This is a genomic window from Vibrio cyclitrophicus, from assembly GCA_023206055.1.
Taxonomy (GTDB): Bacteria; Pseudomonadota; Gammaproteobacteria; order Enterobacterales; family Vibrionaceae; genus Vibrio; species Vibrio cyclitrophicus_A.
The window spans coordinates 3,506,263-3,532,345 of record CP065366.1 but is presented as its reverse complement, the minus strand read 5'-3'; the positions used below and the strand labels follow the sequence as shown (position 1 = coordinate 3,532,345).

The following is a 26,083-nucleotide window of genomic DNA, read 5'->3' as shown; positions in this document are numbered from 1 at the left end:
GATTCACCACTGACTGAGAGAACACACAATGACAGTTAAAGTAGGTATCAATGGTTTTGGTCGTATTGGCCGTCTAGCACTTCGCGCAGCATTCGATTGGGCAGAGCTAGAGTTTGTACAAATTAATGATGTAGCGGGCGATACCGCAACGTTAGCACATCTTCTAGAGTTCGATTCAGTTCAAGGTCGCTTTCACCACGAAGTAACTGCAGAAGGCGATGAGATGATCATCAATGGCCAGCGCATCAAGACCACACAAGAGCGCGACATTGATGCGATCGATTGGTCTGGCTGTGATGTGGTGATTGAAGCGACGGGTGTTCACCGTAAGACATCTTTCTTAAACAAATATCTAGAGCAGGGCGTGAAACGTGTTGTGGTATCGGCGCCAGTGAAAGAAGAAGGCATCGCAAACATCGTTGTTGGTGTGAATGACGCTATCTTCGACCCGGCAGTACACAAAATCGTAACGGCAGCGTCTTGTACAACCAACTGTCTCGCGCCAGTGGTTAAAGTTATCAACGAGAAGCTCGGTATCGAGAATGCAGCCTTTACCACGATTCACGATCTAACCAACACGCAAACGATCCTTGATGCGCCCCACAAAGACTTACGCCGTGCACGTGCATGTGGCATGAGCCTTATCCCAACAACAACGGGTAGTGCTAAAGCGATTGTTGAGATCTTCCCAGAGCTTGAAAACCGCATTAACGGCCACGCGGTTCGTGTTCCACTAGCGAACGCTTCTCTGACTGACATCATCTTCGAAGTGAAGCAAGACACAACAGTAGAAGAAGTTAACGCGATGCTAAAAGAAGCGTCTGAGAATGAACTAAAAGGTATTCTTGGCTTTGAAGAGCGTCCGCTGGTTTCTATCGATTACAAAGGTGACCAACGCTCAACCATCGTGGATGCACTATCAACGATGTTGGTAGGTAAGCGCATGGTTAAGATCTACGCTTGGTACGATAACGAGATGGGTTACGCGACACGTACCGCTGAGTTAGTTCGCACTGTCGGTTTAGCATAAGCCTGCGTACTTAAGAAATAGTAGAATCTGGAGATTACACAATGACACATCCAACATGGCAACTAGACCTAGAGCAAGGTGCGCTAATCCTGACTCCATGCCCAGGTACAAAAGAAGCAACGCTTGATGCATCACTGGCTCAGCTAAAAGAGCAAGGCGTTAAAGCTATCGTGACAGCACTTGATGACCATGAGCTTGCAAGCAAAGACGTGGCGGCACTTGGCGAAAAGACACATGCACTAGGCATGCAGTGGTTCCAAATCGAGATCGAAGACGATTGTGCGCCGGGTGCTGATTTTGCTGCGAAGTGGCAAGCGGCTAGCCCTGAGCTACATAACATCGTTGATAACGGCGGCAAGGTTGCGATGCACTGCATGGGCGGCTCTGGTCGCACTGGTTTACTCGCTGCACACCTATTGCTAGAAAAGAACTGGGATCTGAGCAAGATTGTTCAAGAAGTACAATCACTTCGTCCGGGCGCATTTACTAAAGCCATTCAGGTTGAGTACATTAATGGCGTAGCGAACAGCTAATAAGCCATTGTTGTTATACAAGGAGCTTTTGGTATCTGGAGTGTTGAACTTATCATGATCCAAAAGCTCTTTTTGTTTAGATTGCAGAGATAGCGTTATGTTTTCAAATCTAAGTAAGAGCGTTCGCCAATACATGTTGGTGACTTTTAACTACTGGAACTTCACCATTACTGATGGTGCACTTCGCATGCTGGTGGTTCTGTATTTTTACGACCTTGGTTACAGTTCGTTAGAAATCGCCTCACTGTTCCTTTTCTATGAATTCTTTGGTGTGGTGACTAACCTAATTGGTGGCTGGTTAGGGGCTCGTCTTGGCCTCAATAAGACCATGAACATCGGCTTAGGCATGCAAGTTGTCGCTTTGGGTATGCTCGCGGTGCCAAGCGCAATGTTGACCATCCCTTGGGTGATGGCTGCGCAGGCGTTGTCTGGTATCGCTAAAGATCTCAATAAGATGAGTGCCAAGAGCTCAATCAAAACTTTAGTCCCTGATGAACAGCAAGGCGCGCTTTATAAGTGGATTGCGATTCTAACCGGATCTAAAAATGCACTGAAAGGTGCTGGGTTCTTTATCGGTGGCTTACTGCTTTCGACGATTGGTTTCCAATACGCAGTGCTAGCGATGGCTGCTGTGCTGACATTGGTCTTCATTGGCAGTTTGGTGAGCTTAGAAGCGAACATGGGTAAAGCGAAAACCAAACCCAAGTTCAAACAGATTTTCTCTAAGTCTGAATCCATCAATATTTTGTCGGCTGCGCGTATGTTCCTGTTTGGTGCTCGTGATGTGTGGTTTGTGATTGCTTTGCCGATTTACCTAGGCAGTGTGTTTGGTTGGGATCACTCATGGGTTGGTGGTTTCTTAGCGGCTTGGACTATCGCATATGGCTTTGTGCAGGGCATTGCACCTAAGATTACTGGTAAAGCTCAAGGCAAGGTGCCTGATGGACATGCAGCGCTATTATGGGCGGGTGCGTTGGCTATTGTGACCGCTGGTATTGCTTATGCGGTACAGATTGGTTGGCAACCAGAGCTCGTTATCGTGGGTGGTTTGATGGTATTTGGTGCCATCTTTGCGGTGAACTCATCACTTCACTCATATTTGATTGTGAGTTATGCGAAAGGCGATGGCGTTTCTCTTGATGTCGGTTTCTACTACATGGCAAACGCGATGGGCCGTTTGATTGGCACGATATTGTCGGGTTTGGTATTCCAAATGGCAGGCTTGTCTGCGTGTCTGTGGGTTTCCTTTGCATTCTTAGCGATAACGACGGTGATCTCTCTGCGTTTACCTAAAGTAGCGCAAATCTCAGCGGCATGAGACTCGTTTGTAGAGTTAAAGTCGCATAACCTAGAGCCATATGAGCTAAATTCGCGATAAGCATCTCCTTTAACACTAAGCTGACTTGGTATTTATTCCGGCCAGCTTTTTTATTGCTATAGTAGAATGATTGAATATTAATCAGGCATTTACATGAAGCAGCGAATTCTCTTTTTTGATTTGGCACGATGTGTCGCGGCCGTAGCGGTTATCGCGATTCATGTTTTGGCGCCTTATCGCAATGAATTGGGTACCATTCCTTTTGGTGAGTGGCTGACTGCCATTACGGTGAACGGTTTTAGCCGCTGGGCAGTACCTGTGTTCATCTTGATTACTGGCGCACTGATGCTGAGTGATCAGCGCCCGTTTGACGCCAAATACTACCTCAAGCGCCGTCTGGGTAAGGTACTGATACCTTTCATTGTTTGGTCGCTTTTCTATACCTACCTATCTGGTTGGTCTGCGATGGGTTTTGATGCTGATGTCAGTTGGGACGTGTTGCTCAATAGCTACCATCATTACACCTATTACCACCTTGGTTTCTTCTATTACTTCATCCCGCTCTACTTTGTGATTCCGTTCTTGCAGATCATGGTCAGAAAGTACGGTGATAGATCGGTCTATGCTTTTACGGCTGTATGGTTGTTCACAACATTACTGTTCCTACTGAAAATCGATGGCCCTTGGAGCCACGAACTGTGGTTGTACACTGGTTACTTACCATTGGGTTACTTGCTGTATAAGATTGTGCCACTTAACAAGATGACAGTTGGCGTGAGTGTGTTACTGGGTGGGCTAGCGTTACTAACCACTGTTTATATGGTGGTTGATGCAAGCTTGGTGGCAGAAGAGTACACGGTAGGGCGTTGGTTATCTTACAAGACGTTGAATACGGTATTAGCAGCGAGCATGGTGTTCATGGTATGCCGTTACTATGGTGAAGGCTTGTCTGAGAAGAGTAATCAAGTGGTTGGTTTTATCAGTAAGCACAGTTTAGGTATTTACCTGCTGCACCCGATTTTCTTGTGGCCAATGAAAGAGTTCGGTTGGTACCAAGGACACCCTGCGTGGGTTATTCCATTATGGATTGTGATCAGCGGAGCTGGCGCGTTATGGATGAGCTGGTTGGTGTCTAAATCAGAGAAAACGCGTTGGTTATTGCCTTAGCGGTGAGTGCTAAGGCTTTCTGATGGATTGCTTAGAAGATACAGTTGAGGCGGCTGACGTTTAGCGCTTCAACGCAAAGTGTAAGAACTTATCGCCTTGGTAGGTTAAGGTTCCTTTGTCGCCAGGGTTAAGGGCGTGGAAGTAGTGGATTCCGACTTGGAATTCTCGCTTCGGACCAACCACACCACGTTGAACGTAAATCCAGTACTCTTGATCTTCTTGGCCAGGTTCTGCGTCAGGAAGGTCGATGGATTGTTTGTCTAACACCGTGACATTCACTTTCTTTTCTGGCGCATTTTCACCTTGCGAGTGTTTTCGATAGAAACCAATAAATACCCAAGCCGCAAGAGCAGCGAGTGCAAAGATGGCAAAAAAGAGTGAATTAGGCATATAACCTCCATGTAGTCGTGATGGTTATTCTAGTCTTTCAAGCAATAGGGATATGTGTTTAAAGCCGTTATTCGTGAACTGTTGTAAGCCAAGCTGATTATTTTTCGGCAGACATCACATTTAATGGCCAGCTTGGGATAAAGCATTGTTATTTATTGTCTCTTTCTCTCGTAAATAACAGTAATTTTGTATAAGAATAGGGAAATGCTCGACTAGAATTATAGTGTGGAGTGGGAGGGCCAAGATGACCGATATTGAAAAAGTGGTGACAAGAACTCGCAATATAGAGAAATTATTGAGGCTTCAATATCATGCCGAAGGCGAAGGATTGCATGAGCTTGTAACAAGCTGTGAAGAAAGGCTACCGCACGATATGGTGAGCAAGCTGCGCTATATCGCAACGTGTCGTAACAAGGTAGTCAATGAACATGAGGCTAAGTTGGAAGACCAACATAAGTTCATCGTGATGTGTAACGACTGTGAGAAGGAGCTGACTCCACGTAGTGGTCGTTTTATCTGGCGAGTTGCGATCTTACTGATGATGGCAATGACTTTAGCTGCCGCTGGTTTCTATTATGCAAACTGGGATGTGCTAACACTGCATCTGTTTTCGAAGTGAAAAAATTGAACAAAAAAAGGGACGCTTATGGCGTCCCTTTTTTTATCTGTAACTTGCTTAGTACATCATCGGTAGTGTCATTAGACCTACAACTACCGCGATCATTACAAGTCCTTGTCTTTGCGAAGATGAAATCATAACACTACTCCTAAATTTGGTTGTCTCTCGCTATGTTTTAAAGAATAGCCCACTTATAGGTTTAGATCAAGAATTACTTTCGAAAGCCCTAAAAGTGGTAGAAAACTATTGTAAATTGGCTTGTTTGAGGTTGTTTAACTGTATTTTTTAGTGTGTTCTTATTTTGTTCGTTGTGATTCATGTTTGTTCTTATTTGCTTTAAGTTGCTGTTTTATAATGGTTGTTATGTGTGATTTATATTGTTAAAGGTTGTTAAACTGTATTAATGGGGTCTGGTGGCCTCTAGGTTGGATTTGGTTTTGTTTGTGCGTTTTTTTCTTGGTTCTGGTGGCTAATTTGACAAGGAGCTAGGGAAATTCTGACAAATAGGAGCTGAATTAACGCAAGTTGCTTACTTTACAAAGCTAGGTGTATTTGAGGTTTTTAATTCATGTTTAATTTTCATTTTCAAAATTTAAGTTAATGTTTTTGTTGGTTTTTGTTGTTTTTTTTTTCTAATTTTAAAGTGTGGTTTTTGGCTGTTTTTGGCTGTTTTTGATGGATTTTTGCGATTTGTCTAGGTTAGAAATGACCAAAATGAAAATATGGGCGCTGTAAGGTGCTTTTCGATGAGTTTAACGAAGAATCGCTCTAGTTTTAAACGAATCATCGTTATCTCCGCGTAATTGTCATGGCTTCAACTGAAAGAGACTCTTTTTAGTGGAAGCGTAATCAAGATCCAATTTTGAGGGGCTGAGGCTTTACATCAACACTCGTGTGCCTAGACTGGCGACGATTTAAAGCAATAGGGCAAATGGTATGTGGAGTTGGTTGGCGGTTTCCTTGTCTGGTATCGGAGCAATAGCAGGAACGAAACATGGACATATCGGTCAGGCCTTATCGTATAAGGTTTTTACCTTTGTATTATTAGCGACCATTGCTTTAACTCAATCTGTCGTTGCTGATTTTACCTATTGGGTCGTTGCTGGGTTGGCGGTCTCTGCGATCGCAGATGTCTTGCATACTATTACTCAAAAACGTCCTCTGCATTTTGTTTGCTTCTTGCTGGCTCAGCTCTGTTACAGCAAAGCATTTTGGCTACAGCTATCAGGGGAAATGGTCTGGTGGTTGTTCGCACTCCTGTTGGCGGCTTGTGTCGTTGCTTTCTTCTTATTACTGCCTCGCTTAGACAAACTCGTCTTTCCTGTGGTTATCATGGGTATCGTGCTTATTCAGCTTGCATGGGCTTCTGGTGAGCTCTGGTTGCTTGATCCTCAACTGTCGCATGCGGTCGGTTTTACTGGTTGTGCCGTGTTGCTGCTTTCGGCATTGGCATACGCGCTAAATTTCTATCGTAGCCCAATTAAGGGTGCCTACTTTTGGGTGACGGGCAGTTACTTTCTGGCGCACGCTCTCATTGTTGCTTCCCTTACCATTTAGGGGAGAGCTCGCTTAACTCTGAGCTACATCAAAGCAGCTCAGATGAAAGTAGGTACTCTACGTCTAGTTCATTAAATATGAGATAGAGTTATGACTACCGAAATTCATGCACACAACGTTTTAAACCTACTGAGTGAAAAGCCACTGACTCGTGAAGAGTTGACGCAAGAGCTCGCTCAAAAATATGGCGCAGAAGCGCGTTTTCATACGTGTAAACTGAACGGTCTGGATTTAGATGGATTGCTGAAGTTTTTCCTGAAGATGGAAAAGGTCGTGGTTCTTGATGACAAGCTTTGTACCAATCGCGAGCGCGTGTGTAATCATTGATCTTTAGTAGGCACTGAGTTTTAGATACTTTTGGTTTCAGAGCCTTTTGATCTTCAGATATTGGGCGAGTGGATGAGAGGTTTTGACTCCACTCCTATATTTATTTCCGTATCACTTCCCTCTGTAAATTCCCTCTTAACGATGCCAACTACTGTTTTCGAAAATCAATGTGAGGCTGCTATACTCCGCGCACTTACGCTTTTCGAGACAAACTTATGGAAATCTTATCTGCAGCAACCATGCTGTTTCTTATCATGGACCCGCTTGGCAACCTGCCAATCGTGCTCTCTATCCTTAAGCATATTGACCCGAAGCGTCGCCGTATTGTTCTGATTCGTGAGCTGATGTTCGCACTGGTTATCTTGTTGCTGTTCTTGTTTGCTGGCCAAAGCATCATGAATTTTCTGCACGTACAGCCTGAAACCTTGAGTATCTCTGGCGGTATCATTCTATTTATTATCGCGATTAAGATGATTTTCCCAAGCGCAGGCAGCATTACTGGCCTCGCGGCTGGTGAAGAGCCGTTTATTGTGCCGATGGCGATCCCAATGATTGCTGGCCCTTCAGTGATTGCGGCATTGATTCTGCTGTCGACACAGCACCCTGACAACATGTTAGAGCTTTCAGGCGCAGTGATGCTGGCTTGGGGCGCAACCTTCTTTATTCTGATGTTTAATGGCTTCTTCCTGCGAGTGCTGGGTGAGAGGGGCCTTAAAGCCATAGAGCGCTTGATGGGCTTGTTGTTGGTTATGCTGTCGACGCAAATGTTCCTCGATGGTGTGAAAGGCTACATGGGCTAACATCAATATCATCGCTGAATAAAAAAACGCCGCTCAAATGAGCTAATGCCGATCGTTTAAGAAGACTTGAACGATCTTGCAGTTAGCAGATAATCCCCACCAACAACGTTGATGGGGATTTTTTTTATGCTTGAACAAGAATTAGCAATGGCACACGAGACCATTGAAGATGCCGACAATTATGAATCTGTCGTCGACGCCATTCAGATTGAGTGGATAGAACAAGCTCTTCTTGAAACCAATAAAGCGAGCATAAGACGACGCCGACTTCCCGCTCAGCAAGCTGTCTGGTTAGTTATTTGGATGGGACTGCAACGCAACATGTCTATCAAAGAGGTATGCAGTTCATTAGACATCGCACTTCAGCCTAAACCTGAAGATAGTTGGTCTCGTGTTGCACCCAGTGTCCTAACTGATTCACGCCGACGTCTAGATGAGAGTCCGTTAGCGGCTCTGTTTCACACAACGGTAAAGGCTTGGCGCGAAGATATCCTTCAACAAGACAAAGACTTAGGGCTTAATGTTCTTGCTGTCGATGGGACAACATTTAGGTGTCAAGATTCCACAGAGAACGCTGAAGAATTTGGGTTCATCTCTAAAAAATTGAAACCTTACCCTCAACTTCGTTTAGTCGCTTTGATGTCAACAGAAACACGAATGATTATGGGGGCAGCTTTTGATGGTTGTCATGTCGGTGAAACGACCCTAGCCAAGCGCCTATTCAATGATATCCCCGCACACTCATTGACCTTATTTGATCGTTGTTATTTCTCGGCAGACCTTTTGTTGTCGTGGCAAGAGAGTGCGGAAAATGCTCACTGGTTAATGCCTGCAAAACGTAAGCTACGCTATGAAGTGTTGGAGAAATATGCTGAGAACGACATGCTCATCTCAATGCCTATCTCTCCTCAAGCTCAACGGCAGAATCCGAATTTACCCGCACGTTGGGAAGCCAGATTAGTCCTATATCAAGAGCCAAAAGGTGAGATAAAAGGTTTTATTACTTCACTTACAGACCCTAGTAGATACTCGCTAGAAAGCCTGCTGCGTATTTATTGGCAACGCTGGGAGATAGAAGAAGGTTATGGTGAAATTAAACAGACTCAACTGCAAAGTCACGTCACTTTACGAAGTCGTTTTTCTGCCGGAGTGAAGCAAGAGCTTTGGGGCGTATTACTTGCCTATAACTTAGTGCGATTAGAGATGGTTAAGATAGCTTCAGAAGCCGGGGTTCGAGCAACTAGGGTAAGTTTTACCGCCGCAATTAACCTTATTGATGCGCAATTACGTTGGCTAGCTTTAAGCCCAGACGGAACCCTACCAGTCAAACTTAAAAGGATGAGAGAAAGTCTGAGTCACTTCATTCTTCCGGATAAAAGAAAGGACCGAACGTTTCCACGTTCAGTCCTCTTTGTTCCAGCCAAATATCCGTTTAGGTTCAAGCAGTAATGCTTATCCGAACGGCATTAGCTCAAATGAGCGGCGTTTTTGTCTTTATTGTTTCTGTCATGATATCTTCTGTAGCTAAGCGTCTTATATCTGAGCTTAAGCTCGATTACATCATGTGTTTGCGTCGGATATCGAGTAGGGCAAAGACTCCGAAAATCAATATTGACCACTTCTCCCAACGTGACATCTCGATCTTATCGCCGAAAGCACCGATAAAGATCAGCATCTGCAGGCCGTGCATGAAGAACAAGAATGCTGTCATGATATAAAGCGCAATTGCAGCATTACCCGGGAACGGGTAGAAAATATTTACGATTAAGATAAACCAAACAAAGGCGATGGCTGCTTTTGCTAGTGGAAGCAAGAACTTCATTCAATAACTCCTATTCTTCACTGATTCGATTGAACAGTCGGTAGCTTGACTGTCCGGTGGTCTTATCGCGATGCAATTCCCAGTTCTCTGGCATAGCTTCAAGTTTCAGTTCTTTCTCTGTCTCGACGTAAATGATGGCATTGTCTGCAAGCCAACCGTTACTCTCAAGCAGTTGTACTGTTTCTGCCAGTAAGCCTTTACGAAATGGAGGATCAAGGAAAACCATATCGTAAGGAGTACCCGGTTTCTTAAGGAAAGAGATAGCATCAGTATTCACGACATTAATGTTGTCTGCCTTGAGCTCTTTCGCATTATCAGAAAGCTGTTTAGCCGCCTTTTGGTTCATTTCGAGCAGTGTCACCATTTTTGCTTGGCGAGAAGCGGCTTCAAAACCTAGACCGCCAGAACCGGCAAATACATCCAAGCAAGTTGAATGTGGGATATCTTGAGCCACCCAGTTAAAGAGTGTCTCTTTTACTCGGTCAATGGTTGGGCGTAATCCTTCTAAATCATGAACGGGCAGTTTTCTACCTCTCCATGAGCCACTAATAATTCGAACAAAGCCTCCGGATGGCTTTTTTTGTGATGTGTTTTGCTGGCGACGTCTTACCATAGATTTTTTGACCGCTAATAAAGTGATACTATACCGAGCCCAATTTAAGTGGGTTCGTGTATTAAATAAATTTACAATGACAAAGTGTATCAAGCTAAAAGCAAACTTATCACTGCTTTGTCATTTTTCTTTACTATTCGTTTGTACAAGCTTGTATTGTATAACAATAGCAAAGAGTCGACGTGTATTAAGTCAATACAGCTAATTAGTAGATCTAGGAAACTCCTCTGATGACGGAAAAAAAGAAGCGCGGATTATTATCGTGGCTTGGTTTTGGTGAAGAAGAACAAAGCCCAAAAACTCAGAATGAAGCGAACGTAGAAAACGTTGAAGATCAAACTGAAGTTGAATCACAAGTTGAGGCTGAACAGGTCGCGCCTGAAGCTGAACAAGCTAAGCCAATTGAATCTAAGTCAGTTGAACCTGAGCAAGCGCTTGAAGAGACTCAACAAGAGCAGCAACCTGTCGCAGCAGAAGCAGAAGCAGAAGCAGAAGCAGAAGCAGAAGCAGAAGCAGAGCAGGAAGAAGTGGCGGCTCCTCAAGCTAAGGTTGAAGAAGTACAAGAGAAGCCGACAGAAAGCTTCTTTGCTCGCCTTAAGCGCAGCCTAAGCCGCACTAAAGCAAACATCGGTGCAGGTTTCTTTGGTCTGTTCAAAGGTAAGCAAATCGATGAAGACCTGTTTGAAGAGCTAGAAGAGCAACTTCTGATTGCTGACGTGGGTATGAATACCACCGTAAAAATCATTGAAAACCTAACAGAAAAAGCATCTCGCAATGACCTAAAAGATGGTGAAGCTCTATATGGTCTGCTCAAAGAAGAGATGGCCGATATCCTAAGCCAAGTTGAACAGCCTCTTGTGGTTGATACAACAAAAACACCTTACGTTATCTTAATGGTCGGTGTGAACGGTGTGGGTAAGACGACCACTATCGGTAAGCTGGCGAAACAATTCCAAGGCGAAGGCAAAAAAGTGATGTTGGCGGCAGGTGATACCTTCCGTGCTGCAGCCGTTGAACAGCTTCAGGTTTGGGGTCAGCGTAACAATGTGCCGGTTATCGCTCAACACACTGGTGCGGACAGTGCTTCTGTTATCTACGATGCCATTGAAGCCGCTAAAGCGCGTGGTGTTGATGTCGTGATTGCCGATACGGCAGGTCGTTTGCAGAACAAAAGCAACTTGATGGAAGAGCTACGCAAGATCGTTCGTGTAATGAAGAAGATTGATGACTCTGCACCACACGAAATCATGCTAACGCTCGATGCAGGTACTGGCCAGAATGCTATCAGCCAAGCGAAACTATTCAGTGAAGTGGCTCCAGTAACTGGTATTACATTGACTAAGCTAGATGGTACGGCGAAAGGTGGTGTAATTTTCTCAATTGCAGACCAGTTCCAGATACCAATCCGCTACATTGGTGTGGGTGAAGGTATTGATGACCTGCGTCCATTTGAATCTAAAGATTTCATTGAAGCACTATTTAGCCGCGAAGAGTAACGCGCGTAGCAAAGTGGTTTATCCTTAACCTGCTACCGTTTTTAAATTTGATATGAGTGATCGTAAGAGGAATTTTCGGTGATCAAATTTCAGCAAGTGAGTAAAGCCTACCGAGGTGGAAGACAAGCGCTCCAAAAAGTGGACTTTCACCTGAAACGTGGAGAGATGGCTTTTTTGGGTGGGCACTCTGGAGCTGGTAAAAGTACCTTGCTGAAGTTGATCTGCGCGATAGAGCGTCCAACCGATGGACGTGTTTGGTTCAACGATCACGATATCACTCGTATCCCAGCCAAAGATATTCCTTTCTTACGCCGTAATATTGGGATTGTTTTTCAAGACCATCGCTTGCTGATGGACCGTTCGATTTTCGATAACGTCGCTCTGCCTATGCGTATTGAATCTATTTCTGAAAACGAAATAAAACGTCGAGTCAGTGCTGCGTTGGATAAAACCGGATTACTTGACAAAGCCCGTTGTTTGCCAAGCCAGCTTTCTGGTGGTGAGCAGCAACGCGTGGGTATTGCTCGCGCTGTGGTTAACCGCCCAACTCTGCTTTTAGCCGATGAGCCTACCGGTAACTTAGACCCTGAATTATCTAACCGCGTATTGCGATTGTTTGAAGAGTTCAACCGCGCAGGTGTGACGATCATCCTAGCGACGCACGATATCGGTTTAGTGAACACTCGTCCTCAATACCGCCATCTTGAATTAAACCAAGGATTTTTGAGTGAGGTTGAAGACTATGGCCGCGAATAAGCGCATCAAGAAACCTCAATCTAATCGAGCAGCAACCCGCGCTTCAAGCGACGGCTTCTTTGTTGTTCACTGGAAACAAGCCAAGTCATCGTTCTCGCAAATGTGGCAGCGCCCGTTAGGCAACTTGCTGACTCTTGCGGTGATCTCTATGGCGTTGGCGATGCCAGCTTGTTTGTACCTATTGGGTAAAAATGTTGGGGAAGTGGCGCAAGATGTCACTAGCCCGTCACAAATAAGTGCTTATATAGAGGATGGTATTCCTGAGCCGAGAGTTATGGTGCTTAAGGATGAAATCGAAAGTTGGGATCAAGTTGAGCTGGTTGAGTACATCTCTCCGCAACAAGGGCTTGCAGACCTCAGCCAGTATTCTGGTTTTGAAGATGCCCTAACCATCCTCGACGATTATTCACTGCCAGGTGTGTTGGTGATTACACCAAGCGTACACAGCGATACCCTAATTAAAGAGCTGGCAGGCACAGTTAAACAACAAGAATTAGTGACCGATGTTCGTCTAGACGAAGATTGGTTAGCGCGATTAGATGCTATCAAAGCATTAGCGGCTGTCATCGTGATTACCTTAACGGTATTGATGTTGGGCGCGGTATTTCTGATTATCGGCAATACACTACGATTTAATGTGTTGGCGCATAAAGAAGAGATTCAAACCATGAAGTTGATTGGTGCGACCGACAGCTACATTCTTCGACCATACCTTTATTCTGGGATGTGGTTTGGTGTTTTAGGTTCGATTAGCGCTTGGGTAATGACGGCATTGATTACCGTATTACTGAACAGCGCAGTGGATGATTTGGCTCAGCTATACGACAGCCACTTTCGTTTAATTGGCCTGAGTTGGGATGAATCTTTACTGCTTTTGATCGTCGGAACCCTGCTTGGTAGTGTGGCTGCGAAGCTTTCTGCACAGCGTCACCTAAAAGAAATTGAACCAATTTAGGTGAATAGAGTCATATTTAGACGAAAAATAGGCACTTCTTAACCAGTTTTTGCCTTGTATAGATGAATTGATTATGCATAATTACTTCCCCCTCCTTGAAACCTGTTCATTTTAGGTTCAAGATTGTCGGGTTTTAATAGATGTATTACTCCAGATCAGAGATTGATGAGGAACCGAATGGCAAACCAAGCGTATCAAATGGCTTTAGTCACACAAGATAGTTTAGATAGCTATATCCGTTCAGCGAACAGCTACCCAATGCTGACACCTGAAGAGGAACGTGGACTTGCAGAGCGATTACATTACAAAGGTGAGATCGATGCTGCGAAAGGCTTGATCCTTTCCCACCTACGATTCGTGGTGCACGTTGCAAGAGGCTACTCTGGCTACGGGCTGCCAATGGCTGATCTCGTCCAAGAAGGTAACATCGGCTTGATGAAGGCTGTTAAGCGCTTCAATCCAGAAGTTGGTGTTCGTCTCGTCTCGTTTGCTGTTCACTGGATCAAAGCTGAAATTCATGAATACGTTCTACGTAACTGGCGTATCGTTAAAATTGCGACTACGAAGGCACAGCGTAAACTGTTCTTTAACCTTCGTAAGTCTAAAAAGCGTTTAGGTTGGTTCAATAACGGTGAAGTTGAGACGGTTGCTCGTGAACTGGGTGTTGAGCCTTCAGAAGTTCGTGAGATGGAATCTCGCTTAGCAGCACAAGATGCGACGTTTGAAGCGCCTATGGATGATGATGACGGTGGCTCTGCTTACACTGCACCAGTTTATTACCTTGAAGATAAGGCATCAGACGTTGCTGAGACGGTTGAAGCCGCTAACTGGGAATCTCATACCAATAATCGTTTAGGCCTCGCATTGAAGAGCTTAGACGAGCGTAGCCAACACATTGTTCGCTCACGTTGGTTAGATGACAACAAATCGACACTGCAAGACCTTGCCGATACTTACAGCATTTCTGCAGAACGTGTTCGTCAGTTAGAAAAGAATGCGATGAAGAAGTTGAAGCAAGCTGTTGGTGACTTCTAAAGGCAGATAAGCCAGAAGCGATAAAATAAGCTGAATTTGAAAAGGCCGAGATCGAGAGATCTCGGCCTTTTTATTTTCGATCGATTTCTCAACTTTTGCGATCGAAATTTGCAAAATGATTTTGTGGATAACTCTGTGAGAAGTTTATTCGTCAGTTGTCTAAAAGCAGGGTGTAGTAAGGCTTTGTGAGGGTTTTTGATGTGGGGATATTTTTCATAACACCCACAGTTAGATCAGGATCATCACTACATGTTGTGGATCTATTTTAAAAAAAACACTTTATTCACGCAATCCACAGATTTATCCACAAACGGTGTAAAAGTGATCGCTGGTGGATAACCTTATTAAGTGGATGTGATTGTTAGCCTTGGGATAGGTTACAATGGCAGCAAAGTAAATCAGCATAAAAGAGAAAGTCATGGACCAGTTTAAACATATCGATGTTAAAAGCGCTCAAGCCCTTTTAGAACAAGGCGAAGCAAGACTTGTCGATATCCGTGACCCGCAGTCTTTCGCGGTGGCTCACTCAAAAACAGCTTATCACCTTACCAATGATACGATGGTGTCGTTCATGGATGAGGTAGAGTTCGAACAACCTATTTTAGTGATGTGTTACCACGGTATTAGTAGCCAAGGTGCGGCACAATATTTAGTGAACCAAGGCTTTGAAGAGGTATATAGTGTTGATGGTGGGTTTGAAGCCTGGCATCGCGCAGAACTTCCAGTGAACGCTGGTTAGTTGCGTTAAACGTTTCTCAGTATAATGAATAGGAAGTGATAATGATTAGACTGATGGTGTTAGATAACCCGCGTCTTGCTCAAGCATTTATTGATTACATGGCTTCTCGCCAGATCCCTATTCAAATGTCTCCTGAAGGTGAGGGGCGTTTTGCTCTTTGGCTTCTTGATGGCCAATTTCAGGTTGAAACTGAAGCTGAGCTGAATCGCTTTCTTGCGGAGCCCAATCATAAACGCTATCAAGCGGCGTCTTGGGACATGGCAGAGACCAGAAAGAGCAACTTCCATTACCACACGCCAAGTTTCATGGGCATGATCAAAGCCAAAGCAGGCCCTGTGACACTAAGCCTGATGTTGGTGTGTGTGGTGATTTTTGCGCTACAACAGATCGGTTTTGGCCAAGCTATTTTCAATGCCCTGCATTTCCCAGCGGTGGATGGACAGCAATGGCAATTGTGGCGTTGGTTGAGTCATGCCGTTCTGCATTTCTCTGTTATGCACATCGCATTTAATATCTTGTGGTGGTGGCAGTTAGGTGGAGACATCGAGAAAAAGCTAGGTAGCCTCAAGTTACTTCAGATCTTTGCTATATCTTCTGCGCTTTCTGGCGCTGGGCAGTATTGGGTTGAAGGAGCAAACTTCGGCGGCTTGTCAGGTGTTGTTTATGCTCTGGTTGGCTACTTATGGGTTATCGGTGCGAAGGCGCCGCAACTTGGTTTAGGCATCCCAAGACAGATTGTCGGCTTTATGTTGGTGTGGTTGATACTTGGGTACATGCAACCATTTATGGCTATCGCCAATACCGCGCATTTAGCTGGTCTAGCCGCTGGTGTGATTATTGGCTTTATCGATGCAATGAAAGCACCAAGCTCGGCAAGAAGTTAATTCATCTCTTCTAGTGAGTAGCCAAACGGTAGAGACAAAAAAGCGGCCAGATGAGCCGCTTTTTATTTGGATTCGTTTTTACATCATTATTACTGATAAAGGTATTTGGTAAACAGTAGGTCAGCAATGAGTGTTTTGCCTGTTTCAGGAAGCAAGACCTTGTTGAGATGCTCGACTAAAGTTTTTCTTAAATCTTCACGACCAGATAGAGATTTAATTGTTTCTTCGTTTTGTTTGCCGAGCAATTCAATCACAGCATCACGAATCAGTGGTTGGTGGTGCTCAATGGCTGCTAAGTCGTTACTATTCGCAACCATAATATCGAGACGAACCTGAATGTAGCCCAGTTTTTTACCTTTAGTGTAAAAATTGGTGGTCAGGTCAGGCTCTAGCGTGAAGTAGGCTAGTTTTGGTGCCGATTCCTCTTCAGAGAAACTTGATGCTGAAAAGAGTAGGGTAATCGCAAGAAATATTTGGGCTACATAACGTTTGTGCATATTTGTGACTTTTCTTTAGTTTATTCGCGATATTCGAAACGCATTAGTCTTGTTACAATGAGCGGTCTAAATCTAAATACGTTTACAATTTCGAAGAACGCTTTAATTTTGTTCGAAAGTTGAAGCTTTATTGTACGTGTAAAGTCACCTATTGAATACTAGTATGAATCAGCCAATATCGCTGTATCTTAATTCGTTAATGAATGTAGATTGGCAAAGTACAGAAACATTTGATTTTCCTAATAAAACCACCAAAGAGTGGCTTATGGAGCAAGGTTCTCTTTCCCGCAAGTTGGGGAAGTGTTGTCAGCACCTGTCTGTTGAGTTGCTTCATAATCAAGTTGTAGAACGCTCAATGTTGCAACAGGACGAGGAACATCTTTTATCATCGTTTGATTGCTTACTGCGTAAAGTGATTTTAAAGGGTGATGATGACCCGTGGGTATTAGGTCGAACCTTGATTCCCCGAGTCACATTAGAAGATCATCAGCACTCCGACCTTTCTCAACAAGGTAATGTCCCGCTTGGATTAACCGTTTTCAGTGCTGAGAACGTGGAGCGAGATGCGCTGCAAGTCGGTTGGGTTATCGCAGGTGATGAGCGATTACTCGCACGTCGCTCTCGATTATGGATGAACCATAAACCGATGCTTGTGGCAGAACTGTTTTTACCTACGTCACCCATTTACTCTAAGGAGAATGTGTAAATGCTTGCCACCAAAGCGAAGGCGTACTGGCAATTAACGCGAATGAATCGCCCGATTGGTACTCTGTTACTCCTTTGGCCGACTTTGTGGTCGCTGATTATCGCCGCACAAGGTATGCCTGATTTTGATGTCTTGGTTGTTTTCGTACTCGGCGTCGTGTTGATGCGTTCAGCTGGCTGTGTGATCAATGACTTTGCGGACCGTAAAGTGGATGGTCATGTTAAACGCACCAAGCAGCGTCCATTACCCTCAGGTTTGGTTTCCAGTAAGGAAGCGATTCTGCTCTTTTTAGTGCTAGCCGTAGTTTCATTTTTGCTAGTACTCACCATGAATCCACTGACCATTAAGCTCTCATTTATTGGTGTGGGTCTGGCGTTCATTTACCCTTTCATGAAGCGTTTTACACATCTTCCACAGTTGTTCCTCGGCTTAGCGTTTAGTTGGGCGATACCAATGGCATGGGCTGCACAAACCAATGAACTACCAAGTATTGTTTGGTTTATCTTCGTTATTAATGCTTTGTGGACGGTTGCTTACGACACGCAATATGCGATGGTAGACCGAGATGATGACCTGAAGATTGGTATTAAATCGACGGCTATTTTATTTGGTCGCTTCGATAAGCTTATCGTCGGCTCTTTGCAACTTGTTACTCTAGCGATGCTGATTGTGTTAGGTATGCACTACCAATTGGGTGATACTTTCTATTGGGCATTGTTAGTTGCAGGCAGCTTGTTTGTGTACCAACAACATTTGATGCGTCATCGTGACCGAGACTTATGTTTTCAAGCTTTTCTCAATAACAACTATGTTGGCATGGCCGTAACGGTCGGTTTGTTCGTTACCTTCTGGTAAGCATCAGTTTTTATCAAACGAATATTCAAGAAAAAGGCACCCTGTGGGTGCCTTTTTTGATCGCGTTGAATTTGCTATCAGAGCCCTGCTATATACAGGAATTACTCGGCTTGGTGAATACTCTCTTGAATCGTCAGACGAACTTCAGGGTAAAGCATCGAGTAAAGAAGCTTAGCGAATTGCTGAGTCTTCTCTAAATCGCAGTTGCCGTCGTTATCTAGGTACTGTTGCTGCTTCAACGTTGCGAACATAGAAGCAAACACGCCTTTATCGAAGAATTCGGGAGCATTGATACCATGCAGTCGACCAAGTCGCTGTGCGATGTCTTGGCTTTTCTGCTCAAGGTCAGATTTGTCCAGTTCAGGATTCTCTGCCAGCAAGTTTAGAGCAATAGAGTAGCGCTGTAGCGTTTCTGAAATCGTACGGCCTAACAGCATAAGAGCTTGGCTGTTCGATTGGTTGATCGTCACTTCATTGTCAGACACAACAATCATGCCTTGGCTAACAAGCTCATCAATGATGTTTGATACTACGTCTTCAAGCTGTGATTCGTCGTAGCTTAAGAATAGCTCTTTCTTCAAGAACGGATAAATTGCTGCAACATTCTTTTGAATCGCTTCAATCGATAAACCGCGCTGACGAATGGTCATCTGGGCAATTAAAGATGGCAGAGCGAACAAGTGAATGATGTTGTTTCGGTAGTAGGTCATCAGAATTGACTGGTGACGGTCTAGCGAAATAATGTCGCCCATTGAGTCTGATTCAATCAAGAACTTGTTCAGTGATTCAGCATGTTTTACCAAATCTTCAGCGCTGTCTTTTGGCACAGTGAACGTTGTTGAATATGGAACGTTCTTAAGCAGTGATAGGTAGCAATTGATCTGAGAAACCAAAGAGTCACGAGACAATGCACGCTGTCTTGAGGCCAATAGCGCCGTTGCACAAAGGGTCAATGCGTTGGTCGCCGCAGCATCGTTAATGTGCGTCATCATCTTGGTCGCCAAGTCATTAACCACCGGGTTCATCCATTGTGGTTTACTGGTGCCCATTGGGTCGATGTCTTTGGTCCATTCTGGCGCGTGCTCGTTCAGGTATTGGTTCAGTTGAATCGGCTCACCGAAGTTAACGTAGCCTTTACCAAAGTTACGCAGCTTACGAATGGTACGAATCACTAAGCTCGCGTTTTCTTTCTCTTTACGCTTGCCACGAAGTTCTTTCGCGTAAGTTGCCACTTCCATCACGTGTTCATAACCAATGTACACAGGAACCAAAGTAACAGGACGGTTCATACCACGCAGCATTGCCTGAATGGTCATCGCTAGCATGCCCGTTTTCGCTTGCAGAAGACGACCCGTACGAGAACGACCACCTTCACTGAAGTACTCTACTGAGTAACCTTTAGCGAACAATTCCGCTAGGTATTCACGGAAAATCGTCGAGTAAAGCTTGTTGCCTTTGAAGCTACGGCGAATAAAGAACGCACCACCATGACGGAAAATAGGACCGGCAGGGAAGAAGTTGAGGTTGATACCTGCAGCGATGTGCGGAGGCACCATGCCTTCATGATAAAGCACATAAGAAAGCAACAAGTAATCCATGTGGCTACGGTGACAAGGGACGTAAACGATCTCGTGACCATCTTGAGCCAATTTACGAACCGTTGAAGCGTTGCTGATATGCAGACCTTGGTACAACTTATTCCACAACCAACCAAGAATTTTCTCACCGCGTTTAATTAACGAGTAAGAGAAGTTAGCTGCGATCTCATCCATGATGTCCTGAGCTTCTTTGCTCGCTTTCTCTATGGAAATATTTTTTGCTTCAGCCTCGTCTTCTATCGCCTTCTTGATTGCTTCTGATTTGAGTAGGCGATCAAACAGAGCTTGGCGGCTTGGCAGATTAGGGCCTGATGCAGCAAGCTTTTGGCGAGAGAAGTGAATACGTGCCACACGCGCTAATTTGTGCGCGATGGTGCTGTCGGTGCCATGTGAGTTAGCCATGTAACGTAGAGAAACCACTGGGCTGAAACGAACCAGACAGTCACGACCTGCTAGCAATACCGCTTTTGATTTCTCTAAGCCGTTCATTGCTTGGAGGTAAGGCTTCTGATTATTCTCTTTACCAGGTTTACGTCCCCAAAGCACAGTGGCAGGGATAACTTGAACATCGAGCTCAGAGTCGTCAGCATGCAGTGAAAGCAACTCAGAGAACACTTCAATTGAAGAGCTTGGTACATAATCATCGTCTTGAAGCAGAGTTTTGCGAGAAGAGATAAAAACATAGCGTTGCAGTGATTTGCCGTTGATTTCAAGCTTGCTTAATGGATCAGGTAGACCTAATTCAAGTGCATGTTTTTGCAATGTAAGAATGTCGACACTTGAGCGAAACGGTAAGGCGTATACAATCGGTTTGCTCAAATCAATGTTCAAATCCTCAACAGGGTTTGAAGGAATTGATGTGCCCTTTACCAATACGGATAAAGGTAGCTTCATTAATGAACGTGAAAAAGATTGTCCAGAAGACATATAGGTTCACTGCCTCAATAGTTATTTCAATGTGCTCAAGCGTATCTCTATTTCTATGATGAAAAAGGATAAATCCTATGAGTGAAATAGGGATAAGCCTAGGCGTAAATTTAATCGATGCAAGAATACCAGAAACTGGTCTAACCTTTTAATGGAAATAGTCATATTGCCGTTAAGTTTGTGGAAAATCATTCATCAACTGATTGAGTATAGAGTTAAAAATGACCAAAAAATCAAACACCGGATTAAAACGCATCATAAAAGCAGCAGGCTTTTCATGGCAAGGGCTCACAAGTTCGTTTAAAAGCGAGGCTGCATTTCGGCAAGAAGTGTTCATGGCAGCAATACTGATTCCGCTGGCATTCTATTTGGATGTAAGCCAAGTAGAGCGAATCTTGATGATCTCAGCTGTTGTGTTAGTGATGGTTGTCGAGTTAATCAATACCGCGATTGAAGCAGTTGTTGATCGAATCGGTAGTGAGCATCATGAGCTTTCTGGGATGGCGAAAGATGTCGGCTCAGCGGCTGTTCTTATCTGCCTAGTACTAGCGGGTTACGTATGGCTAGAGATCCTATTTTTGTGATTCTTGAAAAATGAACTAAAAACAACCAATTGCTTTGCTTTTGTTCAGTTACTGGATATACTCACAGTCAACTGTATAAAAAGACAGGTGAATCATGAAGCCGTTAACGCCCCGCCAACAACAAGTTTTTGATCTTATCAAAAGTAAGATTGACGATTTCGGTATGCCACCGACACGTGCAGAAATTGCACGAGAACTAGGCTTCCGCTCTGCTAATGCTGCAGAAGAACATTTAAAAGCTCTTGCTCGTAAAGAAGCGATTGAGATTATCCCGGGTGCGTCTCGTGGTATTCGTATTTTGCTTGAAGATGCAGCAAATGAGGAACAAGGTTTACCATTAATCGGTCAGGTTGCCGCTGGTGAGCCTATTCTGGCTCAAGAACATGTAGAAATGCATTACCAAGTAGACCCAGGTATGTTTAAGCCTCAGGCTGACTTCTTACTTCGTGTAAATGGCGAAAGTATGAAAGACATCGGTATTATGGATGGTGATCTACTGGCTGTTCATAAAACACAAGACGTACGCGACGGTCAGGTTGTTGTAGCTCGTGTTGATGATGATGTAACGGTAAAACGCCTAGAACGTAAAGGTTCAATGGTTCTGTTACATGCTGAAAATGAAGAGTTTTCTCCAATTCACGTCGATCTAGAGTCTCAACACTTGTCTATTGAAGGACTGGCTGTTGGTATTATTCGTAACACCGACTGGATGTAGTCAGTACAAAAAGCTTATTGATATTTATTCTCAATAACTTGTTATTGTAATTGATATTCATTATCATCTTCTTTGTCGAGATACAAGGAAGATGATGATGCCAAATCCAACCAAACCTCAAATGAAGCCGCTTATTCGTAAGCCGCGCTCCTCTGTTCAAAAGGCTTCTTCAGATCAAGGGTCTGCACATCAAGAATTCCAAGTTCCGACGAATCTCGTTCAACATCTTTGGTTTCGCAGTCGCGAAAGCCTTGCCGATGACGGCCTAGTCTATGACCCTATCGCAGCTCAAGCCTGCAAACGCTGCCAATTAGCACCAGAATGTCTTACTGGTGAACTCGACCAACAACAACTCCTTTACGCGACACTGACTCAACTTTGTGATTCTCAAGTTCAACAATTTTTATCTCATAACCCAGATGCTTGGATTATTAATGTGGGAGCAGGGCTCGATACCCGTTTCTACCGTTTAGATAATGGCCGCTGTCATTGGGTTGAGCTGGATGTAACCGAGAATCTGCTTTGGCGACAACGCCTGTTCCACAAAAACGAACGCTATCGTTTAGAGTGTGGCTCTGTTGACGACTTAACTTGGTTAGATGAACTTAACATTCCAGAGCAAGCTTCTGTGATGGTGGTGTGTGAACATGCTCTGCTTGATTGTAATGAACAACTGACGGCGCACTTTATTCAGTCATTGAGTCGTTACTTTACTCATGCACACGCGTGTTTAGTGTTAGCTGGAGACAAAAGCTCGAGTGCTCTTGGGCAAAAGCTCGGTTCTGGAAAGTATGCTCACGGGTTGTCTTCACCAATAGACAGTGTTCTCAATTGGTTGCCATGGGCGCAATGGGTTAAGTCATTTTCACCATTAGAGCAGCAATGTAATCGTTGGAAGTTGTGGCAGCGATTGTTGTGTAAGATTTCTCAGTTTAAAAAGCGTTTAACTCCTCAATTAGTACTCGTTAAATGGTAGCGCTAGCTTCTTCTATCAACACATAGTTTGGTAAAAGCTAACCAATACACAAAGTACACAACATAGTGAAAGCCCACCCACTAGGTTAAACTATCGCCTCTAAACTAAGAGGTGATCGTGAAGCTATTTAATCCCCAAATTATTTTTCAAACGCTATCCAATCAGGCGATGCACAAAAAAGTGCTGTTGCTCGCAATCCCGATGGTTCTCTCTAATATTACGGTTCCACTGCTGGGCTTAGTCGATGCGGCGGTTATTGGTCATCTAGAGCATTCTTGGTATTTAGGTGGTGTGGCATTAGGCGGCACTATGATCAGTGTGACCTTTTGGTTGCTTGGCTTCCTGCGTATGTCGACAACAGGGCTAGCCGCACAATCCTATGGTGCGAATGATGGCAAGCAACTTGGCTTAGTCTTTGTGCAAGGCGTGACTATGGCCTTAGGGTTTGCTGGTGTCTTTTTGCTTTTACACAGTCTAGTCGCCGATTTAGTTTTCTCATTGAGTAGCGCCAGTGATCAAGTTAAGCACTATGGTCAGCAATATTTCTCAATCCGCGCTTGGAGTGCACCTGCTGCGCTAACTAACTTTGTTATTTTAGGCTGGCTGCTCGGGACTCAAAATGCCAAAGCGCCCATGTGGATGGTGATTATAACCAACGTCACCAATATCGTTTTGGATATCGTTTTGGATATCGTTTTTGTTATCGGTTTAGGGTGGCAAGTGGAAGGTGCTGCATTAGCATCTGTAATGGCTGATTATGCTGGTCTAACATTTGGCCTGATTTGTGTTTACCGAATCTGGGCGAAGAAACAGTTACCATCGCCATGGGATCTGCTTAAGAAAACCAGCCAAGGTTTGAGTCGTTTCGTGAAACTGAATCGCGATATCTTTCTTCGTTCATTGTGTCTACAAGCGACTTTCACTTTCATGACTTTCCAAGGTGCAAGCTTTGGCGATGATGTTGTTGCGGTCAATGCCGTGTTGATGAGTTTCTTGATGATCATCTCTTATGGGATGGATGGCTTTGCCTATGCAATGGAAGCTATGGTCGGTAAGGCGATAGGCGCGAAAGACAAAGATGAACTAAACCAGTCATTGATTGGTACTTTCTTCTGGAGCTTCAATATTTGTTTAGTACTGACCATAGCGTTCGCAATCGCTGGCTCTGGCTTAATCAATATGATCACCACAATCCCAGACGTAAAGAGCCAAGCCGAGGTGTATCTGCCATGGCTGATTGCGATGCCATTGGTGTCTATGTGGTGCTTCTTGTTGGATGGTATTTTTGTTGGGGCCACTAAAGGCAAGGATATGCGCAATAGTATGTTTGTTGCGACCTGCAGTTTCTTCGCGATTTTCTATTTAGCATCAGGTTTAGAGAACCATGCACTGTGGCTAGCGATGCTGAGCTTTATGGCAATGCGCGGAATTGGTCTTGGTGTGTTGTTTGTTTCTCAGTGGAAGAAGGGTGAGTTTCTCGCTTAGCTTACTTAGATAGCTTAGATAGCTCAGTTCAGGGAGCAACAAATAGAAGCTGTACAGGAAAAGGGGTATTTAGAACATCATGATCTAATTGCTACTATTATCATATTATTCAGTATCTTAAATAAAAACAGCAAGCTCATGGCTTGCTGTTTATGTATTTGGCCTATAGGTGGTCAAATGCTCCTGTTGGTTCTTTATTTAGAACAAACGGTTAAGTCCGTTAAGTGCTGCAACACGATAAGCTTCTGCCATCGTTGGATAATTAAAGGTGGTGTTTACAAAGTACTCGATGGTATTTGCTTCACCTTTCTGTTCCATAATCGCTTGGCCGATATGGATGATTTCAGCAGCACGCTCACCAAACACGTGGATACCCAAAATCTCTTTGGTTTCACGGTGGAATAGGATCTTCAAGCTACCAATATCTTTACCGGCGATTTGAGCGCGAGCTAAGTGTTTGAATGAAGAACGTCCCACTTCGTACGGTACTTTCGCAGCCGTTAGTTCTTGCTCGGTTTTACCAACAGAACTGATCTCAGGGATGGTGTAGATACCTGTTGGGATGTCTTCAATAAGGTGGCGTTCAGCTTCACCTTTGACAATCGCCTGTGCAACGAATCGACCTTGGTCATAAGCCGCACTCGCTAGGCTAGGGTAGCCAATCACATCACCTACTGCGTAAACATGGTCAACATTGGTTTGGTAATTGGTGTTTACTGATACTTGCCCACGAGAGTCTGCTTCTAAGCCAACCGCACCAAGGTTTAACTTATCGGTATTACCGGTTCGGCCATTGGCATACAGTAGGCAGTCGGCGCGCATTTTTTTGCCTGATTCTAGGTGAATGATCACGCCATCGTCCGTGCCTTCGATTTTCTCAAAGGTTTCGTCGTTCCGAATCACCACGCCGCTGTTCCAGAAGTGGTAAGAAAGCGCATCCGAGGTTTCATTGTCTAGAAATGACAACAAACGGTCACGAGTATTGATAAGATCGGTTTTGACACCCAAACCGCGGAAAATCGACGCGTATTCACAACCAATAACGCCAGCACCATAGATGATGATGTGTTGCGGATCGTGTTTAAGAGAAAGAATTGAGTCGCTGTCGTAGATACGTTCATGCAGGAAGTCGACGTTATCTGGTTGGTAAGGGCGAGAGCCTGTCGCGATAACAAATTTGTCTGCACTGTAGTGTTCTTCAGTACCATCACTCTGTATCACCGAGATGGTGTTGGTATCGATAAAACGAGCCGTACCGAATACCAGTGTGCACTGGTTGCGGTCGTAGAACCCTTGGCGTAAGCGAGTCTGCTTGTCGATGACTGATTTAGCATGGCCCAGGATGTTGGAAAACGTTGAGTGAATGCTTTTGTTGTTCTGACAAAACAGAGGATTACTGTTGAATTCGATAATACGGCTTACGGCATGACGCAGTGCTTTGGAAGGAATGGTTCCCCAGTGAGTACAACCCCCACCAACGCTGCTCTCTTTTTCAATGATTGCAACGTTCAACCCGGCTTTGGTTAATCCCATCGCTGCCCCCTCTCCCCCGGGGCCACTACCAATTACGATTACATCAAAGTGGTTGGAGTGCGGCATAGATATCTTCCTTGTTATATTTGATTAACATTGCTTTAGCGAGATTTTAACTGATTCTGTTCTTGGGTACATGAAAAGGGCATCAGAGAGTCGGTGGGAT

Annotated in this window: 27 protein-coding genes; 21 read left to right on the top strand and 6 right to left on the bottom strand. The window is 44.4% G+C overall.

Going from position 1 to position 26,083, the window contains the following annotated elements; genetic code table 11:
* Positions 1-28 precede the first annotated feature (28 nt).
* From ITG09_15760 to ITG09_15745, 4 genes are all read left to right on the top strand, one after another.
* Complete coding sequence (locus ITG09_15760) at positions 29-1,030, top strand: ArsJ-associated glyceraldehyde-3-phosphate dehydrogenase (protein UPR52086.1); 1,002 nt, start codon at positions 29-31, stop codon at positions 1,028-1,030.
* A gap of 41 nt (positions 1,031-1,071) precedes the next feature.
* On the top strand, positions 1,072-1,563 hold the full coding sequence (locus ITG09_15755; GenBank protein UPR52085.1) for a cyclin-dependent kinase inhibitor 3 family protein: 492 nt from the start codon (positions 1,072-1,074) through the stop codon (positions 1,561-1,563).
* Between the two features lie 97 nt (positions 1,564-1,660).
* Positions 1,661-2,881 (top strand): organoarsenical effux MFS transporter ArsJ, encoded by a 1,221-nt coding sequence (gene arsJ, locus ITG09_15750; GenBank protein UPR52084.1) that lies wholly within the window; start codon positions 1,661-1,663, stop codon positions 2,879-2,881.
* 153 nt (positions 2,882-3,034) lie between these two features.
* Complete coding sequence (locus ITG09_15745) at positions 3,035-4,048, top strand: acyltransferase (protein UPR52083.1); 1,014 nt, start codon at positions 3,035-3,037, stop codon at positions 4,046-4,048.
* A 60-nt stretch (positions 4,049-4,108) separates the two neighbouring features.
* Here the strand turns inward: ITG09_15745 and ITG09_15740 are convergent, their stop codons facing one another.
* Positions 4,109-4,438, bottom strand: a complete 330-nt coding sequence (locus ITG09_15740) for a DUF2500 domain-containing protein (GenBank protein UPR52082.1) — start codon at positions 4,436-4,438, stop codon at positions 4,109-4,111.
* A gap of 244 nt (positions 4,439-4,682) precedes the next feature.
* Here ITG09_15740 and ITG09_15735 point away from each other — a divergent pair, with 244 nt between their 5' ends.
* From ITG09_15735 to ITG09_15715, 5 genes are all read left to right on the top strand, one after another.
* Positions 4,683-5,057 carry a DUF4145 domain-containing protein gene (locus ITG09_15735; GenBank protein ID UPR52081.1) on the top strand — a complete coding sequence of 125 codons (375 nt, stop codon included), beginning with the start codon at positions 4,683-4,685 and terminating at the stop codon, positions 5,055-5,057.
* A gap of 936 nt (positions 5,058-5,993) precedes the next feature.
* Positions 5,994-6,614, top strand: a complete 621-nt coding sequence (locus ITG09_15730) for a lysoplasmalogenase (GenBank protein ID UPR52080.1) — start codon at positions 5,994-5,996, stop codon at positions 6,612-6,614.
* A 90-nt stretch (positions 6,615-6,704) separates the two neighbouring features.
* Entirely contained in the window at positions 6,705-6,941 is a 237-nt protein-coding gene (locus ITG09_15725; GenBank protein UPR52079.1) for a YecH family protein, read from the top strand.
* A 215-nt stretch (positions 6,942-7,156) separates the two neighbouring features.
* Complete coding sequence (locus ITG09_15720) at positions 7,157-7,741, top strand: YhgN family NAAT transporter (GenBank protein UPR52078.1); 585 nt, start codon at positions 7,157-7,159, stop codon at positions 7,739-7,741.
* Between the two features lie 126 nt (positions 7,742-7,867).
* Complete coding sequence (locus tag ITG09_15715) at positions 7,868-9,190, top strand: IS4 family transposase (protein ID UPR52077.1); 1,323 nt, start codon at positions 7,868-7,870, stop codon at positions 9,188-9,190.
* Between the two features lie 106 nt (positions 9,191-9,296).
* On the opposite strand, the gene ITG09_15710 is transcribed toward ITG09_15715, so the two are convergent.
* Together ITG09_15710 and rsmD are read right to left on the bottom strand one after the other, a co-directional pair.
* Positions 9,297-9,563, bottom strand: coding sequence for a DUF1145 domain-containing protein (locus ITG09_15710; GenBank protein ID UPR52076.1), 267 nt, complete (start codon positions 9,561-9,563; stop codon positions 9,297-9,299).
* A gap of 10 nt (positions 9,564-9,573) precedes the next feature.
* Complete coding sequence (gene rsmD, locus ITG09_15705; protein UPR52075.1) at positions 9,574-10,176, bottom strand: 16S rRNA (guanine(966)-N(2))-methyltransferase RsmD; 603 nt, start codon at positions 10,174-10,176, stop codon at positions 9,574-9,576.
* Positions 10,177-10,406: 230 nt separating this feature from the next.
* Here rsmD and ftsY point away from each other — a divergent pair, with 230 nt between their 5' ends.
* The 6 genes from ftsY (at position 10,407) to glpG (ending at position 16,041) form a co-directional block, all read left to right on the top strand.
* A complete protein-coding gene (gene ftsY, locus ITG09_15700) occupies positions 10,407-11,672 on the top strand; it encodes a signal recognition particle-docking protein FtsY (GenBank protein ID UPR52074.1) in 1,266 nt (421 codons plus the stop codon).
* Between the two features lie 78 nt (positions 11,673-11,750).
* A complete protein-coding gene (gene ftsE, locus ITG09_15695; GenBank protein ID UPR52073.1) occupies positions 11,751-12,428 on the top strand; it encodes a cell division ATP-binding protein FtsE in 678 nt (225 codons plus the stop codon).
* Positions 12,415-13,383, top strand: a complete 969-nt coding sequence (gene ftsX, locus ITG09_15690; GenBank protein UPR52072.1) for a cell division protein FtsX — start codon at positions 12,415-12,417, stop codon at positions 13,381-13,383. The genes ftsE and ftsX overlap by 14 nt, the downstream gene beginning before the upstream one ends.
* A gap of 177 nt (positions 13,384-13,560) precedes the next feature.
* The gene (rpoH, locus tag ITG09_15685) at positions 13,561-14,418 is read left to right on the top strand and encodes an RNA polymerase sigma factor RpoH (protein UPR52071.1); all 858 of its coding nucleotides are present in this window, start codon (positions 13,561-13,563) and stop codon (positions 14,416-14,418) included.
* 418 nt (positions 14,419-14,836) lie between these two features.
* Complete coding sequence (gene glpE / locus ITG09_15680; protein UPR52070.1) at positions 14,837-15,157, top strand: thiosulfate sulfurtransferase GlpE; 321 nt, start codon at positions 14,837-14,839, stop codon at positions 15,155-15,157.
* Between the two features lie 41 nt (positions 15,158-15,198).
* On the top strand, positions 15,199-16,041 hold the full coding sequence (glpG, locus tag ITG09_15675; protein UPR52069.1) for a rhomboid family intramembrane serine protease GlpG: 843 nt from the start codon (positions 15,199-15,201) through the stop codon (positions 16,039-16,041).
* A gap of 89 nt (positions 16,042-16,130) precedes the next feature.
* Here glpG and fliL read toward each other — a convergent pair whose 3' ends face one another.
* On the bottom strand, positions 16,131-16,538 hold the full coding sequence (fliL, locus tag ITG09_15670; protein UPR52068.1) for a flagellar basal body-associated protein FliL: 408 nt from the start codon (positions 16,536-16,538) through the stop codon (positions 16,131-16,133).
* A 163-nt stretch (positions 16,539-16,701) separates the two neighbouring features.
* On the opposite strand from fliL, the gene ITG09_15665 reads away from it, so the two are divergent.
* Positions 16,702-17,244 carry a chorismate lyase gene (locus tag ITG09_15665; protein UPR52067.1) on the top strand — a complete coding sequence of 181 codons (543 nt, stop codon included), beginning with the start codon at positions 16,702-16,704 and terminating at the stop codon, positions 17,242-17,244.
* Positions 17,245-18,099: a 4-hydroxybenzoate octaprenyltransferase gene (gene ubiA, locus ITG09_15660; GenBank protein UPR52066.1), complete on the top strand. Its 855-nt coding sequence runs from the start codon at positions 17,245-17,247 to the stop codon at positions 18,097-18,099.
* A 101-nt stretch (positions 18,100-18,200) separates the two neighbouring features.
* Here the strand turns inward: ubiA and plsB are convergent, their stop codons facing one another.
* Positions 18,201-20,624, bottom strand: a complete 2,424-nt coding sequence (gene plsB / locus ITG09_15655) for a glycerol-3-phosphate 1-O-acyltransferase PlsB (protein UPR52065.1) — start codon at positions 20,622-20,624, stop codon at positions 18,201-18,203.
* A gap of 221 nt (positions 20,625-20,845) precedes the next feature.
* Between plsB and ITG09_15650 the strand changes: the two genes are divergently transcribed.
* The 4 genes from ITG09_15650 to dinF all read left to right on the top strand — a co-directional run bounded on the left by ITG09_15650 (position 20,846) and on the right by dinF (position 24,384).
* The gene (locus ITG09_15650; protein ID UPR52064.1) at positions 20,846-21,208 is read left to right on the top strand and encodes a diacylglycerol kinase; all 363 of its coding nucleotides are present in this window, start codon (positions 20,846-20,848) and stop codon (positions 21,206-21,208) included.
* A 94-nt stretch (positions 21,209-21,302) separates the two neighbouring features.
* Positions 21,303-21,923 (top strand): repressor LexA, encoded by a 621-nt coding sequence (lexA, locus tag ITG09_15645; GenBank protein ID UPR52063.1) that lies wholly within the window; start codon positions 21,303-21,305, stop codon positions 21,921-21,923.
* A gap of 97 nt (positions 21,924-22,020) precedes the next feature.
* The gene (locus ITG09_15640; protein UPR52062.1) at positions 22,021-22,899 is read left to right on the top strand and encodes a class I SAM-dependent methyltransferase; all 879 of its coding nucleotides are present in this window, start codon (positions 22,021-22,023) and stop codon (positions 22,897-22,899) included.
* 117 nt (positions 22,900-23,016) lie between these two features.
* Positions 23,017-24,384 (top strand): MATE family efflux transporter DinF, encoded by a 1,368-nt coding sequence (gene dinF / locus ITG09_15635; protein UPR52061.1) that lies wholly within the window; start codon positions 23,017-23,019, stop codon positions 24,382-24,384.
* Positions 24,385-24,582: 198 nt separating this feature from the next.
* Here dinF and sthA read toward each other — a convergent pair whose 3' ends face one another.
* Complete coding sequence (gene sthA, locus ITG09_15630) at positions 24,583-25,983, bottom strand: Si-specific NAD(P)(+) transhydrogenase (protein ID UPR52060.1); 1,401 nt, start codon at positions 25,981-25,983, stop codon at positions 24,583-24,585.
* Positions 25,984-26,083 lie beyond the last annotated feature (100 nt).